General features: G+C 74.6%; 12 protein-coding genes and 2 tRNA genes. 9 read left to right on the top strand and 5 right to left on the bottom strand.

What is annotated here, in order from left to right:
- Positions 1-101 precede the first annotated feature (101 nt).
- From AC3IYI_RS19650 to AC3IYI_RS19615, 8 genes are all read left to right on the top strand, one after another.
- Complete coding sequence (locus AC3IYI_RS19650) at positions 102-623, top strand: FluC/FEX family fluoride channel (RefSeq protein WP_489411396.1); 522 nt, start codon at positions 102-104, stop codon at positions 621-623.
- Positions 620-994, top strand: coding sequence for a fluoride efflux transporter FluC (locus AC3IYI_RS19645; RefSeq protein ID WP_243341141.1), 375 nt, complete (start codon positions 620-622; stop codon positions 992-994). Before AC3IYI_RS19650 ends, AC3IYI_RS19645 begins: the two co-directional genes overlap by 4 nt.
- Before the next feature lie 204 nt (positions 995-1,198).
- Positions 1,199-1,681 carry a hypothetical protein gene (locus AC3IYI_RS19640; protein ID WP_489411395.1) on the top strand — a complete coding sequence of 161 codons (483 nt, stop codon included), beginning with the start codon at positions 1,199-1,201 and terminating at the stop codon, positions 1,679-1,681.
- A gap of 280 nt (positions 1,682-1,961) precedes the next feature.
- Entirely contained in the window at positions 1,962-4,430 is a 2,469-nt protein-coding gene (locus AC3IYI_RS19635; protein ID WP_489411394.1) for a DEAD/DEAH box helicase, read from the top strand.
- Between the two features lie 165 nt (positions 4,431-4,595).
- Positions 4,596-4,668: transfer RNA gene (locus tag AC3IYI_RS19630), tRNA-Lys, on the top strand.
- 225 nt (positions 4,669-4,893) lie between these two features.
- Positions 4,894-4,967: transfer RNA gene (locus AC3IYI_RS19625), tRNA-Met, on the top strand.
- Positions 4,968-5,148: 181 nt separating this feature from the next.
- Positions 5,149-6,321: a PP2C family protein-serine/threonine phosphatase gene (locus AC3IYI_RS19620; protein ID WP_489411592.1), complete on the top strand. Its 1,173-nt coding sequence runs from the start codon at positions 5,149-5,151 to the stop codon at positions 6,319-6,321.
- Between the two features lie 292 nt (positions 6,322-6,613).
- A complete protein-coding gene (locus tag AC3IYI_RS19615; protein ID WP_489411393.1) occupies positions 6,614-7,666 on the top strand; it encodes a M23 family metallopeptidase in 1,053 nt (350 codons plus the stop codon).
- On the opposite strand, the gene AC3IYI_RS19610 is transcribed toward AC3IYI_RS19615, so the two are convergent.
- The 4 genes from AC3IYI_RS19610 to AC3IYI_RS19595 form a co-directional block, all read right to left on the bottom strand.
- Positions 7,617-8,957 (bottom strand): PrsW family intramembrane metalloprotease, encoded by a 1,341-nt coding sequence (locus AC3IYI_RS19610; RefSeq protein WP_489411392.1) that lies wholly within the window; start codon positions 8,955-8,957, stop codon positions 7,617-7,619. The genes AC3IYI_RS19615 and AC3IYI_RS19610 overlap by 50 nt on opposite strands.
- A 43-nt stretch (positions 8,958-9,000) precedes the next feature.
- Positions 9,001-9,822 (bottom strand): tRNA (guanosine(46)-N7)-methyltransferase TrmB, encoded by an 822-nt coding sequence (gene trmB / locus AC3IYI_RS19605; RefSeq protein ID WP_489411391.1) that lies wholly within the window; start codon positions 9,820-9,822, stop codon positions 9,001-9,003.
- A 312-nt stretch (positions 9,823-10,134) separates the two neighbouring features.
- Positions 10,135-11,343 (bottom strand): L-2-hydroxyglutarate oxidase, encoded by a 1,209-nt coding sequence (gene lhgO, locus AC3IYI_RS19600; protein WP_489411591.1) that lies wholly within the window; start codon positions 11,341-11,343, stop codon positions 10,135-10,137.
- Between the two features lie 81 nt (positions 11,344-11,424).
- Positions 11,425-13,023, bottom strand: a complete 1,599-nt coding sequence (locus tag AC3IYI_RS19595) for an NsdA family TPR-like regulatory protein (RefSeq protein ID WP_489411390.1) — start codon at positions 13,021-13,023, stop codon at positions 11,425-11,427.
- Positions 13,024-13,676: 653 nt separating this feature from the next.
- On the opposite strand from AC3IYI_RS19595, the gene AC3IYI_RS19590 reads away from it, so the two are divergent.
- Positions 13,677-15,980 carry an asparagine synthase-related protein gene (locus AC3IYI_RS19590; RefSeq protein WP_489411389.1) on the top strand — a complete coding sequence of 768 codons (2,304 nt, stop codon included), beginning with the start codon at positions 13,677-13,679 and terminating at the stop codon, positions 15,978-15,980.
- A gap of 70 nt (positions 15,981-16,050) precedes the next feature.
- Here the strand turns inward: AC3IYI_RS19590 and AC3IYI_RS19585 are convergent, their stop codons facing one another.
- Positions 16,051-18,024 (bottom strand): sigma-70 family RNA polymerase sigma factor, encoded by a 1,974-nt coding sequence (locus AC3IYI_RS19585; protein WP_489411388.1) that lies wholly within the window; start codon positions 18,022-18,024, stop codon positions 16,051-16,053.
- Positions 18,025-18,240: the final 216 nt, after the last annotated feature.

Genomic DNA, 18,240 nt, shown 5'->3' with positions numbered 1-18,240 from the left:
CATTCTCCCGTGCCCCGGTCCGATTGCGGCGGCTCGTTCCCGGCGGGCCGGTACCCGGCGCGCGAGAATGGCCCGGTGTCGACATGCGAAGCGGAGTGGGGATGACCCGGCCGGCGGAGGGCGCCGAGGCCATCGACCCGGACGTCGATCTCCACGTGCCGGTGCAGCGCGCCGAACCGCAGCGCCAGGTGGTCGCGGCCGTGGCGGCCGGCGGGGCCGTGGGCGCCGCGGCGCGGTACGGGGTCGGGCTGCTGTGGCCGGCCGCGCCCGCGGCCTTCCCGTGGGGGACCTTCTGGATCAACGTGACGGGCTGCGCGCTCATCGGTGTCCTCATGGTGCTGATCAGCGAGGGCGGCCGGTCGGCGCATCCCCTCGTACGGCCCTTCCTCGGGGTCGGGGTGCTCGGCGGGTTCACCACCTTCTCCACCTACGCCGTGGACTTCGCGCGGCTGCTCGACGCCGGTGAGGCCGGTACCGCGCTGGCGTACGCCGGGCTCACGGTGGCCGGAGCGCTGGGCGCGGTGTGGGCGGCGGCCGTGATCACCCGGCGCGCGGCCGGCGCCGGCCGGGGCCGGTGGCGCGGTCGGTGGCGCGGTCGGGGACGGGTCCGGGGGCGGGGATGAACTGGCTGATCGTCATGGTGGGCGCGGCCGTCGGGGCGCCCCTGCGGTACCTGACCGACCGGGCGGTGCAGGCGCGGCACGACTCGGTCTTCCCCTGGGGGACCTTCGTCGTGAACGCGGCCGCCTCCCTGGTGCTGGGGGCGCTGACCGGGGCGGTGCTGGACGGGGCCGCCTCCTCGCGGCTGAACCTGCTGCTCGGTACGGGGCTGTGCGGGGCACTGAGCACCTACTCGACCTTCTCCTACGAGACGCTGCGCCTTGCCGAGCGGGGCTGGACGTTCCTGGCGGCGGCCAATGTGGCGGCCTCGGTGCTGGTCGGGCTGGGTGGGGTCACGCTCGGCCACCAGGTGGCGGGACACCTGTTCGCCTGAGGGTGCGCCGCCCTTCTCCCCTCGGGGCGTTTTGGGGCGTGTCCCTTACGGGGCAGAGGGAGTTGGGCACACTGACCCGCTCACCGCGGACCCTTGCCAGCGTTCCGGAGGTGCCCCGTGCGCCAGTTGTCCGCTTCCCTCCGATCCTCCCGGTCGCTTCGTCTGGCCGTCGCCGCGCTCGCGGTGGCGGCGACCGCGGGCTGCATGAGTGTCGGGGAGGACGCCGCCAAGCCCGGGCCCTCCGCGTCGACGGGCGTCCAGGGCGGCAAGTCCGGCGGTGGCTCCTCGTCCGGGAAGAGCGCCGGGACCCAGGGCGGCGGCCACGGCTCGAAGGGCGGTACGGGAAACCAGGACGGCAAGGCCGGAGGCCCCGGGACCACCTCCGGCGCGGCCGGGGCCTCCCCCAGCCCGGGCGCGCCGGCCGGTCCGCCCGGGGTCCCCTCGCCGTCGGCCGGTCCGGGCGGCGGAGCGGGCGGCCAGGGCCCCCAGCAGCCCCCGGCGGGCGGTTCCGGCTCCGGGTCGGGCTCCGGCGGAGGCGGCTCCTCCGGGGGCGGCCAGCCCGCCTCCCCGCCCCCGGAGCCGCCGAGCCCCGCACCGTCGGTCTCCTCTCCGCCCGTGACGGAACCCACACCGCCTCCGGCGTCCCCGCAGCCGGAGCCGTCGGAGGGTCCGGGCACCCAGCCGTAGGCCCGGTCCCGGCTCGGACCCGGCCCGATCCGCCCGTCACGGTCTGGCGGGCGGATGGCGTTTCCGCAGGTCAGCGCCATCTTCGGGGGAGTGACTTGCCAGACCCGGGGGAGGGTGCGTATGGTTATAGATCGTTTGATCCCATTGCCCGGCGCCGACTCCGAAGAGCGCCGCGTGGCGCGTACTCTCCCCAGCCGTGGCTGACCGCATTGAGGCGGTCGATTTGCGAATTCACGGAGTTTGGGCGCGTGCCGAGACTCCGGAAGGTTTCGCATTTCGCATGTCCATTTCCAGTTCTGACCGTTCCGTCATGCCCGAGAACGACTCCAACGAGATCGTCGACGCCGAGACCCTCGCGGTCACCGAGGCCATCGAGGCCGTAGTCGCCGACGAGATCATCGAGGCCCTCGAGGCCGACGTGACGAACCACGAGTCCGACGAGTCCGACGACTCCTTCGAGGACTCCACCGAAGACTTCGACAACGCCGCGTCCGATGACGACGCTGCCGACGACGCCGACGCCGAGCCCACCCTGACCTTCGGCGACCTCGGTCTGCCGGACGGCATCGTGCGCAAGCTCGCGCAGAACGGCGTCACCGCGCCCTTCCCGATCCAGGCCGCGACCATCCCGGACGCCCTGGCCGGCAAGGACATCCTCGGCCGTGGCCGCACCGGCTCCGGCAAGACCCTCTCCTTCGGTCTGCCGACCCTGGCCTCGCTGGCCGGCGGGCACACCGAGAAGAAGAAGCCCCGCGCGATCATCCTGACGCCGACGCGTGAGCTCGCGATGCAGGTCGCCGACGCTCTCCAGCCCTACGGCGACGTCCTCGGCCTCAAGATGAAGGTCGTCTGCGGCGGTACCTCCATGAGCAACCAGATCTTCGCTCTGGAGCGCGGTGTCGACGTCCTCGTCGCCACCCCGGGCCGTCTGCGCGACATCATCAACCGTGGCGCCTGCTCCCTGGCGAACGTCCAGGTCGCGGTCCTCGACGAGGCCGACCAGATGGCGGACCTGGGCTTCCTGCCCGAGGTCACCGAGCTGCTCGACCAGATCCCCGGCGGCGGCCAGCGCATGCTCTTCTCCGCCACCATGGAGAACGAGATCGGCACCCTGGTCAAGCGCTACCTGACCAACCCCGTCACGCACGAGGTCGACAGCGCGCAGGGCAACGTCACGACCATGACGCACCACGTCCTCGTCGTGAAGCCGAAGGACAAGGCGCCGGTCACGGCCGCCATCGCCGCCCGCAAGGGCCGCACCATCATCTTCGTCCGCACCCAGCTGGGCGCCGACCGCATCGCCGAGCAGCTCATCGAGTCCGGCGTGAAGGCCGACGCGCTGCACGGCGGCATGACGCAGGGTGCCCGTACCCGCGTCCTCGCCGACTTCAAGGACGGCTACGTCAACGCGCTCGTCGCCACCGACGTCGCCGCCCGCGGCATCCACGTCGACGGCATCGACCTGGTCCTGAACGTGGACCCGGCCGGCGACCACAAGGACTACCTGCACCGCTCGGGCCGTACCGCCCGCGCCGGCAAGTCGGGCGTGGTCGTCTCCCTGGCGCTCCCGCACCAGCGCCGCCAGATCTTCCGCCTGATGGAGGACGCGGGCGTCGACGCCTCGCGCCACATCGTCCAGGGCGTCGGCGCCTTCGACCCCGAGGTCGCCGAGATCACCGGTGCCCGTTCGCTGACCCAGGTCCAGGCCGACTCCGCGAACAACGCCGCGAAGCAGGCCGAGCGCGAGGTCGCCGACCTCACCAAGCAGCTGGAGCGCCTGTCGCGCCGTGCCGTCGAGCTGCGCGAGGAGGCCGACCGCCTGGTCGCCCGCTCCGCGCGTGAGCGCGGCGAGGACCCGGAGGCCGCTGTCGCCGAGGTGGTCGAGGCCGCCGAGGCCGAGGTCGCGGCCGCCGTGGCCGAGCCGGTCGCCGAGGAGCGCCCCGCGTTCCAGAGCCGTGACGACCGTGGCAACTACGAGCGCCGTGACAACCGTCGCGACGACCGTGGCGGCGACCGCGGTGGCGACCGTGGCGGCTTCCGCTCCGGTGGCGACCGCGGTGACCGTGGTGGCGACCGTGGCGGCTTCCGCTCCGGTGGCGACCGTCCGGCCGGCGGCGGCTTCCGCTCCGGTGGCGACCGTCCCGCCGGTGGTGGCTTCCGTCGTGACGACCGTCCCTCGGGTGGCTTCAACCGTGACGACCGTGGTGGCGACCGTGGCGGCTTCCGCTCCGGTGGCGACCGTCCGGCCGGTGGCGGCTTCCGCTCCGGTGGCGACCGTCCGGCCGGCGGCGGCTTCCGCTCGGGCGGTGACCGTCCCGCCGGTGGTGGCTTCCGTCGTGACGACCGCCCCTCGGGTGGCTTCAACCGTGACGACCGCGGCGGCGACCGTGGCGGCTTCCGCCGCGACGACCGCCCGTCCGGTGGCTTCAACCGTGACGACCGTGGTGGCGACCGTGGCGGCTTCCGCTCCGGTGGCGACCGTCCCACCGGTGGCGGCTTCCGCTCCGGTGGCGACCGTCCGGCCGGCGGCGGCTTCCGCTCCGGCGGCGACCGTCCCGCCGGTGGTGGCTTCCGCCGCGACGACCGTCCCACCGGTGGCGGCTTCCGCTCCGGTGGCGACCGCCCGGCCGCCGGTGGCGACCGCCCGTACGGCCGCCGCGACGACAACCGCCCCTCCGGCTCCGGCTCGACCGGTGGCTCCTCCTTCGGCCGCCGCGACGACAAGCCCCGCTGGAAGCGCAACGGCTGAGACCAGCCGCTGAACTGATCGCCTGACAGGGCCCCTACGACAACCCGTCGTAGGGGCCCTGTCCGTGCGTGCCCCCGCCGCCGCGACGACTTCCCCGGGCCGGACGACCCATATGCGATCGGCTGTCCCGCGCTCTGCGGCTATGCTCTGGGGTGAGCACACCGAGGGCCATTAGCTCAATTGGCAGAGCAGCGGACTTTTAATCCGTTGGTTGTCGGTTCGAGTCCGACATGGCCTACTGCTCACAGCGCCCCACCCGGTCCTCCGGGTGGGGCGCTTCTCGTCGTGACGTCCAGTCAGGGCCGCGGCGGGAGCCAGCCGTGCCGGACCGCCCGGGCGCCGACCTCGAAGCGGCTGACCGCCACTCTCATGGCTCTGACCAGCGGTTATGTCCGATCCGGGGTGGCTCGGACGTTAATTGGTGAAGGCCTCCCCCCGGATGGCGTAGAGTTGGGTTTACCGACGCGGGGTGGAGCAGCTCGGTAGCTCGCTGGGCTCATAACCCAGAGGTCGTAGGTTCAAATCCTGCCCCCGCTACTCAGTACGAAGGCCCGGTCCCCTTTGGGGGGCCGGGCCTTCGTCGTGTCCGCGGTGCGTGTCCGTGTCCGCGGTGCGCGCCGTCACTCGAACGGTCCCGCCCGGGTCGCCGTACGGGCCCTGCTGCCCCCAGCCTTGGGGGGCGAGTCGGACCGGGCGTCAGGAGAGCAGCGTGGCGGGGCTGGGCCGGCAGGGCAGGGGCGAGCGCGTCTTCGGCGCGGTCGCCGGCAGTGCCGTGGTCCGACGGATCATCAAGATGCTCCCCGGCACCCTGATCGTCCTCGGCTTCCTCTTCGACGTGCTGACCCCGCCGAGCTTCACCGGGTCCCCCTTCTTCTCCGCAGCCCCGCTCATCGCAGCCCCGCTGTTCTCGCTCCGGGCCACCGTCCTCACCGGGATCCTCGCCACCCTCGCCGTGGTCGTGCTGCACCTCTACAACGGCACCACCTTCAAGGTGGAGGCCATGACCGAGCTGGTCACCGTCGTGACCGTCTCCGGGCTGGCCACACTGATCAACATCGTCGTGCGCCGCGGTACGGAGCAGCTCGCCTCCGCGCGCGGCATCGCCGAGGCCGCCCAGCGCGCCGTACTGCCGACGCCCGCCGAGCGGATCGCGGGTCTCCAGGTCGCAGCCTCGTACGAGGCCGCGCAGGCGGACGCCTTCATCGGCGGCGACCTCTACGCCGTGCAGGACACCCCGTACGGGGTGCGCCTCGCGGTGGGAGACGTACGGGGGAAGGGGCTCGGAGCGGTCGAGGCGGTGGCCGTGGTCCTCGGGGCGTTCCGGGAGGCGGCCGAGGACGAGCCCACCCTGGAAGGGGTGGCCCGGCGGCTGGAGCGGGCGCTCGCCCGGGAGGGGAACCGGCGCGACAGCCTGGACGCGGTGGAGGGGTTCACCACGTGCGTGCTCGGCGAGATCCCGCCGGGCGCGGGCCTGTTGCGGCTCGTCAACCGCGGCCACCCGGAGCCGCTGCTGCTGTACGCGAACGGCGCCCTCGCGGAGCTGGCCCCGGCAGAGCCGGCGCTGCCGCTGGGCATGGGGGAGCTGGGCGGCTGGCCGGACCGGGTGCAGGAGTGGCCCTTCCCGGAGGGGGCGACGCTGCTCCTGTACACGGACGGGCTGACCGAGGCCCGGGACGGGACGGGGGCCTTCTACGATCCGCCGGCCCGGCTGCGCGGGCGGGTCTTCCCCGGACCCGACGAGCTGCTGAGCGCGCTCGCCACCGATGTCCGCCGCCACACGGGCGGCGCGGCGACGGACGACATGGCTCTGCTGGCGGTGGCCAGGCCGGGGGCGCGGCAGCCGAACCGGCGCCGGACGGTGCGGGTGGTCCCGAAGGGGGACGGAGTGTGACCGAACGTAGCCGAAGAAGCGCGCTCGGCTAGCAATCTGACGGACCGTCATTGTGAAGATGTGGCGAGAGGGGTGGGAGGGGCGGCCGTTTTTTGCCCGGGTTGATCCCTGAGCGCGGTGATAAGTCCTGGCCAGAGCTGCGCAGTCGGTGGCTGATTGTCATTAACGATCAATCGCAACTGCTTGGAATCACTCCCCCTTCTCTATTACCGTTCGATAACGCAGAGCGGTCGTCCCAGCCGTCGCAAGAGACGGCACCGTGCGCGTGCTCGCCCATGAGGAGTGTGCCCCGGTGGCCTCCAACTCGCCTGCCCCTGAAGGCATCGACGTCCAGGAGCAGCCCACCGCCGGAGCCTGGGGCGAGTGGAACCCCACCGAGGACTCGGCCCGGCCGCCACGCGGCAAGCACCGCGTGCTCAAGCAGCGCGGGGGACTGGCCCGTTCCTCCACGGTCCTCGGCGTCGGCGTGATCGCCGCGGTCGGCGCGGGCGGCATCGCCACCGCGCAGGACCGGCCCCAGGTCGCCATATCCCTGCCCTCGCTGCCGCCCCTGCTCTCCCTCCCGGAGGCGCTGGGCGGCGCGGACCAGGACGGTGCGGACCAGGGCGGCGCCGACGCCGCGCGGTCCTCGGGGCCGGCACGGTCGGGGATCATCCCGCAGCAGGCCGACCGCCGTTCCGACGCGGGCGAGCTGCTGCGCAGCCGCATCCTCCAGCAGGCCGAGTCCCAGCAGGAGGCCGCCGCGGCCCAGGAGCGGGCCGAAGCCGAGCGGGTGGCACAGGAAGCCGCGGCCCAGCAGGCGCGCGACGCCCGGGCGGCCAAGGAAGCGGCCGAGAAGGAAGCGGCGGAGGCGGCCGAGAAGGCCGCGGCCGAGAAGGCGCGCCAGGCGCAGGAGGCCAAGGAAGCCGCCGAGGCCAAGGCCAAGGCGGAGGCCGCGGCCCGGGCGGCCGGATCCTTCTTCCTGCCCACCTCGGCCTACACCCTCACCTCGCACTACGGCGACTCCGGCTCGATGTGGTCCTCCGGCTACCACACCGGCCTCGACTTCGCCGCCCCGACCGGCACCCCCGTCAAGGCGGTCGGCTCCGGCAAGATCACCTCGGCCGGCTGGTCCGGGGCGTACGGCTACCGCATCGTGCTGGAGCTCCCCGACGGCACCGAGATCTGGTACTGCCACCTGTCCTCGATGTCGGTGACCGGCGGCTCCGTCGCCGGGGGCGACACCATCGGCCGGGTCGGCGCGACCGGCAACGTCACCGGCCCCCACCTCCACCTCGAAGTGCGCCAGGGCGGCGTCACGGTGGACCCGCTGTCATGGCTGAGGGCACGGGGCCTGAACGTCTAGAACCGGGTACGCGTCCAGAACCGGGTACGCGTCCGGAACCCGGTACGCGTCCCGGCGCCGGCCCGCCCGGCGGGCCCAGGGGATCGAACCAGGGCGGGAGTAAGTCCTCCAGCACCGCGGCCCGGGACAGCGCCGGGCCGGCCGTCGCGCGGCGCAGCCAGAGCCGGCGCAGCAACTCCCGTTCCCGCCCGGCGAAGTCAGGCTCCCGGGCCGGGCCGCCGCTGCGCGCCCGGTGACGTAGCAGGGCCAGGGCCGCGGCATCGGCCTCGTACAGCGCGACCGCGCGTCCCGCCGGCCGGCCCCCGGTGCTCCGGGCCAGCGCGCGGGCCAGGGAGCGCGCGGGCATCGACACCAGCGCGGGCACCTCGGCGGGGCTCAGCCAGCCGGCGGCCGCGTACAGGGCGAGCTCCCCGGCGACGGCCCGCAGTCGGCGGCGCCGTATCCACACGGCCAGCCAGGCCAGCAGCCCTAACACCGGGACCATCACGCAGCCGTAGACCACGTAGAACCCGGACTCGCCCAGGTCCGAGGAGCTGTTCCACAGCGCGTGCAGGCCCATCGCCGAGCCCAGGCCGAGCAGCGGCAGGCCGATCCGGCGCGTCCGGCGGACGGCGAGCGCGGCGGCCCCGAAGCCGAGACCGGTGGCCACGGTGAACAGCGGATGCGCGAACGGGGACATGACACCCCGGACGAAGAACGTCGCCGCCGTCACGGAGTTCAGCACCCCGGTTCCGTTCTCGACGTCCTCGTCGAAGGCGTTGCCGAGATAGAGGATGTTCTCGGTGAAGGCGAAGCCGGTGGCGGTGAAACCGGCCATCACGAAACCGTCGGAGGGACCGGTGAACTGCCGTCTCCTGAACAGGAACACCAGCAGCAGGGCGGCCGCCTTGGCGCTCTCCTCGACCACCGGAGCGATCGCCACCGAGCCGAGCTGGTCGGCATGGGAGGGATCGGCGGTGGCCGCGGCTATCCACTGGGTCGCGAAACTGTTGGCCAGTATGGCGATCAGCGCCGCGGCGCACGCCCCCCAGCCGAAGCAGAACGACAACTGCGCCCACGGATGCGGCGCCGCCCGCCCCACCCAGCGGAACGCCGCCACGAGCGGCGCCACCGGCAGCAGGGCCAGGCCCAGACCGACGAAGAACCCGGGCGTACCGGTCTGTTCGCGTACGAGTTCCAGGATCGCGATGCCGCAGACGCCGAGCAGCACGACGAGTACGCAGGTACGCGCGGCGCCGGGGGTACGCGGCACGCGGTGGAGCAGCCGGGGCGGCCGGGTCGCTCGGGGCACACGGTGACTCTACCGAGCGGACCCGACACGTGGAGTGATGTGCTCAGTTCTCGGCGATACCCGTACGCCGGAACAGCAGATCGTGTACGACGTGCCCCTTGTCGAGGCCCTGGCCCTCGAAGCGGGTGAGCGGCCGGAAGTCGGGCCGGGGTGCGTAACCGCCGTCCGCCTGCGTGTTCTCGAACTCGGGCTGGGCGCTCAGCACTTCGAGCATCTGCTCGGCGTACGGCTCCCAGTCGGTCGCGCAGTGCAGGATCGCCCCGGGCGCCATGCGGGTGGCGGCCAGCGCGAGGAACTCGGGCTGGATCAGGCGCCGCTTGTGGTGGCGGGCCTTGGGCCAGGGGTCCGGGAAGTACACGCGGAGCCCGGCGAGGGAGTCCGGGGGCAGCATCTCGCGGAGCAGGATGATGGCGTCGCCGTTCGCGACGCGGACATTGGTCATCCCGCCCCGCTCGGCGAGAGCGAGCAGATTCCCCTGCCCGGGCGTGTGCACGTCGGCGGCGAGGATCCCGGTGCCCGGGTCGGCGGCGGCCATCTGCGCGGTGGCCTCGCCCATGCCGAAGCCGATCTCCAGCACGACGGGAAGCCCGTCGAACATTTCCTTCAGATCGATCACGTCGTGCCCGTCGATGTCGAGCCCCCAGGTCCTCCAGAGCCGCTTCAGGGCTTCGCCCTGCCCGGTGGTCACCCGGCTGCGACGGGGCTGGAAGCTCCGGATCCGCCGCTCGTGGTGCGACCCGGCCGGATCGGGAGCGGGCCCGTCGGGAAACCGCGGCTCGGTACGCCACTTCGGGGGCACGTAGCTGGAGGTCGCCTCCGGCGCGGGCTCGGCGGCGGGATTCTGGGGACTCAGAGACTCAGACACAATCCCCGGATTCTACGCGCGCCCCGCCGACGCGGCCGTTCGTGTCCCGTGCGGCGCCGTTGACCGGGTCGGGGCACACCCGGCCTCGCCGGCGTGTGAGGCGCGGGGTCTGGGGCGCGGGGTCTGGGGCGCGGGGTCTGGGGCGGAGCCCCGGGTCGTTGCGGGTCAGGGCGGAGCCCTGCTGGGGGTCCCCCCGGACGGAGTCTGGGGGATGGTGGAAGGGCGGGTAGGGGGCTTCGCCCCGCAGGGCCGCCCGCCCGCAGGCGCAGCCCGCGCAGCGGGGAAACCGGGCCCGGGCCGCCCGAGAGAGGCCTACGCCGCCCGCAGGGCCTTGAGGGCCCGCCCGGCGATCTCCCGCCCGATCGGCAGCGAAGCCGTAGCCGCAGGCGAAGGCGCATTCAGCACGTGCACCGCCCGCTCCCCCTCCCGGATCAGGAAGTCGTCCACCAGCGTCCCGTCCCGCAGCACGGCCTGCGCCCGCACCCCCGCCGCCGCGGGCACCAGATCCTCCCCGCGCACCGCCGGCAGCAGCCTGCGTACCGCCTCGACGAACGCCGCCTTCGACAGCGACCGCCGTACCTCACCCGCTCCGTACCGCCAGTGCCGCGCGGCCATCCGCCAGGATCCCGGCCAGGCCAGCTCGTCCGCGAGGTCCCGCGGCCCGACCACGCCCCAGCCGTACCCCTCGCGGGCCAGCGCCGGCACCGCGTTCGGCCCGACGTGGACCCCGCCTGCGATGCCCCGGGTCAGGTGGACGCCGAGGAAGGGGAACGCCGGGTCCGGCACCGGATAGACCAGCCCGCGCACCAGCTCGGGCCGGGCCAGGTCGTAGTACTCGCCCCGGAACGGCAGGATCCGCATCCCCGGGTCGTCCCCGGCCAGCCGTGCGATCCGATCGCACTGCAGCCCCGCGCAGTTCACGAGCACCCGCGCGCGCACGACCAGCCCGCCGCTGGTCCGCACCGCCACGCCCGACGCCCGCCGCGAGATCAGATCCACCGCCCCGCCGTAGACGATCTCCGCCCCCGAGGACTCCGCGAGCTGCTGGGCGACCCGCCCGTAGTCCACGATCCCCGTGGTCCCGACGTGGATCGCCGCGAGCCCGCGCACTTCGGGCTCGTACTCCGCGATCTGCGTCGGCCCCAGCTCCCGCACCGGGATGCCGTTCTCCCGGCCCCGCTGCACGAGCGCGTGCAGCCGCGGCAGCTCGTCCCGCTCGGTGGCGACGATGAGCTTGCCCGTCACCTCGTGCGGGATGCCGTGCTCCGCGCAGAACTTGACCATCTCGGCCGCACCGCGCACCGCGAAGCGCGCCTTGAGCGAGCCCGGCTTGTAGTAGATCCCGCTGTGGATCACACCGCTGTTGCGCCCCGTCTGGTGCCGGGCGGGGCCGTCCTCCTTCTCCAGGACGACCACCCGGGTCCCCGGAGCGAGCCCCGCGAGGGCATGCGCCGTCGACAGGCCGACGATCCCGCCGCCGATCACCAGCACGTCGCAGTCCAGCCTGCCCAGTCTGCTCATGCCGCCCACGCCGCCGCCCACACTGACACCTCCCACCCCTGCATAGTGCACCCCGCCACTGACAACGAGGCCACGCGGGGCCTATGCCGGGGTTACCAGCAGAGGCCTGGCCCGCTCGCGCAGTTCGGCGACGCGCGGTTCGTCCCCGTACGGTTCCAGCCGGTGCAGCAGGTCCCGTACGTACTCCGTCGTCCGCGCCGACGAGATCCGCCCCGCGACCTCCACCGCACGGGTCCCCGCCGCGCACGCCGCGTCGAGGTTTCCCGACTCCAGCTCGGCCACCGCGCTCACGACGAGCCGCAGCCCGTGTGATCGTACGTACTCCTCCGTCGGCCGGGACAGTGCCTGTTCCGTGAAACGCCTTACCTGGCGCGGGAGTTTGAGGTCCCGATAGCACTCGGCCGCGTCCGCCGCGAAGCGGTCGTACGAGTAGAAGCCCAGCCAGGTCGGATCGGCGTCGCCGTCCCGGGCCCGTTCCAGCCAGCCCTCGGAGGCGCGCAGCGCGGCCCCGGCGGCCGCCGAATCGCCTGCCTTCGCGTGCGCACGGGCCTCGACGAGGCGGAAGAAGCTCATCGTCCGCGCGGTGGCCAGGCCCCGGTTGCGCTCGACGGCGGCCTGCGCGAGGTCCACGCCCTCGTCCGGGAAGTCCCGATAGGTGGCCTGCAGGGACATCGACGCCAGCACGTACCCGCCGAGCGGTACGTCCGCTGCGGCGCGGGCCAGGCGCAGCGCCTGGATGTAGTAGCGCTGGGCGGCCTCCTGCTGTCCGGTGTCGAAGGCCATCCAGCCGGCCAGCCGGGTCAGTTCGGCGGTGGCGCCGAAGAGCGCGCGGCCCACCTCGTCGGTGTAGGAGCCGAGCAGCAGCGGCGCCGCGTCCACCCGCAGGCATTCGGGGACCATCGAGGAACGCCAGTCGCCGCCCCCGTACTTGGAGTCCCAGCGGCGGGCGTCCTCGGCGGCTTCGCGCAGCTTGGTCACGTCGCTGTGGCCCACGCGCTGCGGGCCCCCGGCATCGGGCGCGGCCGGAGCGGGCGCCGGTGGCGTTTCACGCGACGGCTGGGCGGGCACACCCCCGACATGGGCGCCGGGCGGCGCCGGAAGGCCTTCCGGCGGGGCCGCGCCCGGCACCGCTTCGCGCGCCACCGCGTTGCGTGCCACCGCGTCGCGACCCACCGGTTCGCGTGCCACCAGCTCGCGTGCCACCGGTTCGCGTGCCACCGAGCTGTCGGCAGGAGATATCAGCCAGCGCGAGGCCGGCGTCGCGTACGCCGACACCGAGAAGGATCCGGCGAGCGACTGCCAGATCCCGCCACCCCCGCGCCGGCCGGCGAGGTCGAGCCGGTAGAGGTCGGTGGCCGAGCGCACGGCGGCGCCGACGTCGCGCGGGAAGGCCAGCCCCACCTCGGGCGCCGGGTCGGCGTCCGCGAGCCCGATCTCGTGCAGCGGCACGGGCCGGCCGAGCTTCGCGCCGATGGCGGCCGCGATCAGGTGCGGGGCGGCGCCCTGCGGCACCATCCCCTTCGACACCCACCGGGCCACCGACGTCTTGTCGTAGCGGAGGGTCAGACCGCGCTGAGCGCCGAGGTCGTTGACCCGCCGGGCCAGCCCGGCGTTGCTGATGCCCGCGAGGGCGAGGACGGCGCCGAGCTTCTCATTGGGCTCGCGGAGCTCCCTGGACATGCGCCACCCCTCGTCACACGCGGAACGCAGACGCCGCCGGGGCATAGGCGCCCGGCATTTCGTAAACCCAGCGTAGTTCCCCGCCTCCCAAGCGTTAAGGCCCGCTGTTCCGTATGGCGGGATTGTTGTCCGTATGCACAGTCGGGCGGGGGCCCGGGGCCGGGGCGCACGTGTCAGCGCGTGCTCCACCCGTGTGGCCGTGCGCCCGCCCGTGCGCTCTGGCCGCTGCGGGGGCCCGGCGCTTCGATGTGCGGTGCGTGGGTCGGGCCGCCGCGTGGACCGGGCGGGCCGGGGGATGCCGCTGCCTCAATCCCCGCGGGTGGCGGAATGGTCCGGGGGGTGGATCCCGCCTCCCGGACCGCGCTCCGCGGTCCGGGAGGCGGACCCGCGGGGCTGCGCGCAGGCTCAGCGCAGGGCTCTCAGTACGGCTGAAGAATGGCCGAAACCGACCTATGGGGCGGTCGGAACGGAACGCCAAATACCGCATGGCCGGGGCGTGTTCGTTTATACGTGCGCCCCCCTTACCCACTCCCGCACGCCTGTCTCGTGGCAGCATGGACCCCGAGCCACCCGGGGTCCCTCCGGCCCGCGCGCAGAGCGCCGGCCGCGCGGTTCGCACCCCGGTCAGGTGCCCACGGGCTGGGGAGGCGGCGGTGCGCTGGTTGGTGGGGTGGAGCAGTATCGCCGCGAGCTTCGGCACGGCCGGACGGGTCGCGGGGCACGGTGCTGCGCACGCCTCGGACCAGGGCGGATACGGCTCGGGCCACGGGTCCGGCTACGGCTCCGGTGCGGGCTACGGATCGGCCGGGGGCTACGGCTCCGGGCACGCCTACGGCTCCGGGCACGGCGCCGGCCCCGACGGATGGGGCGACGGCCCGGTCCGCGGCGGCCTCGCCGACGCCGGCCACCCCGACGAACCGGGCGCCGCCGCCGCCGACCGCACCGTGGTCCCCGTCGGCGCCCAGCTCCTCTGGGGCGATCCCGACCCCCTGTGGGCCGTCGGCGACTGGCGCCCGGACGAGATCCGCACCCTCACCGCCGATCCCGCGGACCCCTTCAACCGCCTCGCCGTCCTCGGCTGCTGCGGCGCCACCGACGAGGAACTGCGCCGCGCGCTCTACGCCGCCCGCGGCGGCGCGCTGCGCCACCTCACCCAATGGCCCGGCAGCTACACCGCCGTCGTCCAGGCCGGCCGCCGCATCACGGTCGTCGGCGACCTGGCCGGCGCCCGCCCCGTCTTCTACACGCCCTGGGCGAGCGGGACCGCGTACGCCACCGCCGCCCTCCCGCTCGCCGACCTGATCGAGGCGCAGCTCGACATCGGCCATCTCGCCGCCCTGCTGGCCTGCCCCGACAGCCCGGAGGCGCTGGGCGACGGCACACCGTACGTCGGCGTACGCCGCATCCCGCCCGGCCACGCGCTGATCCTGCGCGAGGGCTCGCGGGAGATCACCGGGTACGAGCCGGTGGCCTCCCTCGCGGTGGCCGCCCCCACGGCCGACCCCGAGCTCGCGGTGGAGGGCGTACGGGAAGCTTTGGTCGACGCGGTGCGCGCCCGGCTCACGGCTCCGCGGCATGCCCCCGAGACGCTGCCCCATGACCCCGGACCCGTCCCCGGAATGGGCCCGGCCGACCGGCGGGCCGCACGCGGCGCACCCGCGCCCGTCCCCGGAGTCGGCGCGGACCTCTCCGGAGGCAGCGCCTCCGCGACCCTCGCCCTGCTCGCGGCCGGCCTCCCGGGCGCACCCGGCACCCTCCTCGGCCGCACCGGGGAACGCCTCCTCGCCGTCACCTTCAACGACCTGGCCACGCCCCAGGGCCGCGAACCCGAACTGGAACGGGCCCACGCCATCGCGGCCGACCCCCGCCTGCACCACGTGGTCGTGGCCGCCGCCGAGGAAGCCCTCCCGTACGCCGACCTCGACGGCCCGCTGACCGACGAACCGGGCCCCTCCCTGGTCTTCGCCGCCCGCGAGCGGCGCCGCCTAGCGGCCGGCTCGGCGGACCACTTCACCGGCCACGGCGCCCGCCAGGTCCTCGACGCCCACCCCGCCCGGCTGGCCGACCTCCTGCTCGACCGCCGCCGACGCGACCTGCTCCGGCCCACCTGGGCCCTCGCCCGCTCGTCCCCGTCGACCGGCGACTCCCTCCTCGTCCCCCTCACCGTGTACTCGGCGGCCCGCCGCCTGGCCCGTACGCCCTACCGCGCCGGCATGGAGGCCGCGGCGTCCCGCCTGCGCGACGGAGTCCCGGCCGCGGGCCCCCTCTCCCCGGTGGACGCCTCGCTCGCGGCCCTGACCTGGTCCCGGCCGGGCCCGGCGGCGGCCTGGCTCACGGGCGAGGCCCTGGCCGAGGTATCGATCCGCCTCACCGCCGCCGCGGGCCGCCCCCCGCTCTCGCTGCGCCCCGGGGAGGCACGGGCCCGCGCCGTCCTGGCCCGGCACGCCGCCGACCACCGGGTCTTCGAGCAGGCAGTGGAGGTCCGCAGCCAGCGGCTGCACGCCCCGTTCCTGGACAACCAGGTCGTACGGGCCGCCCGGGCCCTGCCCGAATCCCTCCGCGTGCAACCCGGCGCCCGGGCGGCGGTCCTGCGCGGGGTCCTGTCCTCGGCCGGGGTCCGGGACCTCCCCCCGGGGTGGGGCGCGACGGCTCACGCCCCGAACGAATCGGCGACCCGTCTGGGACTGCGCGCGGCCCTCCCGCGACTCCTGGCCCTCTTCGCGTCCCCGCTCCTGGCGGACGCGGGCCTGATCGAAGCCCGGGTCGTCCGCCAGGCCCTCCTCGACGCGGCGGACGGCCGCCCGGTCCCGCTCGACGGCCTCGCCGAGCTCGTCTCGATGGAACTGTGGCTGGGCCGCCTCCTGGCCCGCCGGGGCACCTGCTGGACCGGCACCTCCACCCCCCGCCGCAGAGCCGTCCCCACCGGAGTCCCCCTCCGCCGCCCGGCCCTGTCCTGACCTAGGCCGTCTCGGCCGTTCGCCCCTGAGCGGCCGGGACCTGACCGGCCCGCTCCGGAGGCGACGGCCCTCAGCGGCAGCTGATGACGGAGTCGGCCCAGGTCGCCAGGGTCGGCAGGCGGCCGCCACCGGCGCGCTCCACGACCAGGCGCAGCGTCTTGTGCCCGGAGAGCGAGACGGAGACGTCCGCCGCCGGGTCCTCGTAGCCCAGGGCCCGGGACTGCCACAGCCGCTGCCCGTCCGCGTACACGGAGAAGCGGACCGTGCCGTTCGTGAGCAGTGACATGCCGTCCACACCGGCTCGCGCGGAGAAGCTGACGCACCTGCGGTTGAGGGTGATCTCCACGGAGGAACGGGAGGCGACGGTGATCCCGTGCGCGAAGCGCTGTCCGCCGATCACGGGCCCCCAGCGCTGCCACACCCAGCTGCTGCGCCAGGTCTCGATCTCGGGGCCGTCGTGGTTCCCGTAGGCGGACTGGCCCAGTGAGGAGAGCCGGAACCCCTGCGGTGCCTGCGGCGAAGGTTTGGGAGGCGTCGGCTTGGGCGGCGGTACGGGACTCGGCGTGGGGCTCGGCTTCGGACTCGGGGTCCGGCTGGGACTCGGAGTGGGCGAGGGCCGCTCCGGGCTCCGCGAGGGCGCCGGCACGGCCGCAACCGGCGGCGGGGGCGTCCGCTTCTTCGGGGGCGGTACGGATTCCCGTGCCGCCGGCGGCTGCGCCTGAGACGGGCCGGGCTCCGGCGCGGCGGGGGCCGGACTCCGCGGCACCGGCACGGCCACGCCCGGAGCCGGGTTCGCGCGGACGGACGGAGCGGCGTCGTCACCGGCCAGCGCGAACACCACCCCGGCGGCCGCGGCCACCACGACCCCGGCGGCGATGGCCGCCTTGGCGGGCAACCCCAGCCCCTCGGAAGCCACGGCTCCGCCGACCCCACCGGCCCCGCCTCCACCGGCAGCGCCACCGGCGGCACCACCCGCAGCCCCGGCCCCGGCGGCCCCGGCACCAGCCGTGGACCCGCCCGCGGCTGCGGCAGCAGCCCCGGCGCCACCCGCGGCGACGGCTCCGCCGGCCACCACTCCGGCCGCCTTGGCCGCGTACCCGGCGGCGAACCACCCGATGACGGCGACCGGCAGCAGCGCGGGAATGCCCGCGTTGACGTCCTTGAGCTCCCCGGCGGCGAGCCGGCACCGGGCGCACTCCTCGAGGTGCTTGCGCAGTCCCCGCTCGGCCCGCATCCGCAAGCCCCCGCGGGCATAGGCCCCCAGCCGGTCGGCGTACCGGGCGCAGTCCCCGCCGGAACTCAGCGCGGTGCTCACATGGGCCTGGAGGTACGCCTGCTTGAGGCCCTCGCGGGCCCGGCTGGCCAGGACCGCGGTGGCGTTCGCGCTCAGCCCGAAGAGCGGGGCGATCGCGCTCGGCGAGGCCTCCTCGACGGTGGTGTGCCAGAGCACGGCCTGCCACCGCTCGGGCAGGCTCCGGAAGGCCTGCATCGCGAGGGTCTGCTCGGCCTCGTGCATGGCGCGCACATCGGCGCCGAGTTCGAGGGTGTCGTCGCCTGTTCGAACGGGCAGCCCGACCGTGCCGTCGCCGGACCCCGAAGCCTGCTCCGCGAACAGCGCGAAGTCCTCGACCAGATGCTCCCGCTTGGCCGTTTTCGCCCAGGCGGCGGCGACCCGGCGCACGGTGGTGAGCAGGTAGGCGCGCACCGACTGGTCCGGACCCGCCCCGCCCCGTACGGCCTGGAGCGTCCGTGCGAACACCTCGGCCGTCAGGTCGTCGGCGGTGTGCCCGTCGCGGCAGCAGGTACGGGCATAGCGCCGCACGGCATCGGAGTGGCGGCGGAACAGTTCCTCGTAGGCTCCGTCGTCACCCCCGCGCATCCGGGCGATCAAGTCCCCGTCGGAAGGCGGGAGTTCCCCGGTCACCCCGGCGGCGTGCCGACCGCCCGGTTCGCGCTGCGCCGGGACCTGCCGCGCGGGCAGGCTGCCCGCCTCGACCTCGCCTCCGGCGCCACCGTGTGGCTCTTCCCGCCCGTCAACGCTCATCGCGGAAGCCCTCGCAGGACACACTCAACCGGTACACCGATCCAGCGTGTCACACGGCGGGCACGCGCCGAACCGGTCTCCACACCTTCCACTCATCCGGGCAAGCCCCGACGAATCGCCGTACGGAGCCTCACCCGTTCGAGCGAGAACCCCCAGGAAGGAGCCGGTTGACGCCCGCCGACCAATCGAGCCCTCCGACCTGCGCCGCCTCAGACC

The organism is Streptomyces sp. GL_148 (assembly GCF_057834205.1).
Note: the sequence above shows the minus strand (reverse complement) of the source record. Positions and strands in the feature narration are given on the sequence as shown.

Excerpts from the sequence above, each read along its gene's own strand:
- lhgO (WP_489411591.1), bottom strand. The coding sequence starts at position 11,343 with ATGAGCAGACTGGGCAGGCTGGACTGCGACGTGCTGGTGATCGGCGGC.
- AC3IYI_RS19640 (WP_489411395.1), top strand. The coding sequence starts at position 1,199 with ATGAGTGTCGGGGAGGACGCCGCCAAGCCCGGGCCCTCCGCGTCGACG.
- AC3IYI_RS19585 (WP_489411388.1), bottom strand. The coding sequence starts at position 18,024 with ATGAGCGTTGACGGGCGGGAAGAGCCACACGGTGGCGCCGGAGGCGAG.
- AC3IYI_RS19645 (WP_243341141.1), top strand. The coding sequence starts at position 620 with ATGAACTGGCTGATCGTCATGGTGGGCGCGGCCGTCGGGGCGCCCCTG.
- AC3IYI_RS19635 (WP_489411394.1), top strand. The coding sequence starts at position 1,962 with ATGTCCATTTCCAGTTCTGACCGTTCCGTCATGCCCGAGAACGACTCC.
- AC3IYI_RS19650 (WP_489411396.1), top strand. The coding sequence starts at position 102 with ATGACCCGGCCGGCGGAGGGCGCCGAGGCCATCGACCCGGACGTCGAT.
- AC3IYI_RS19595 (WP_489411390.1), bottom strand. The coding sequence starts at position 13,023 with ATGTCCAGGGAGCTCCGCGAGCCCAATGAGAAGCTCGGCGCCGTCCTC.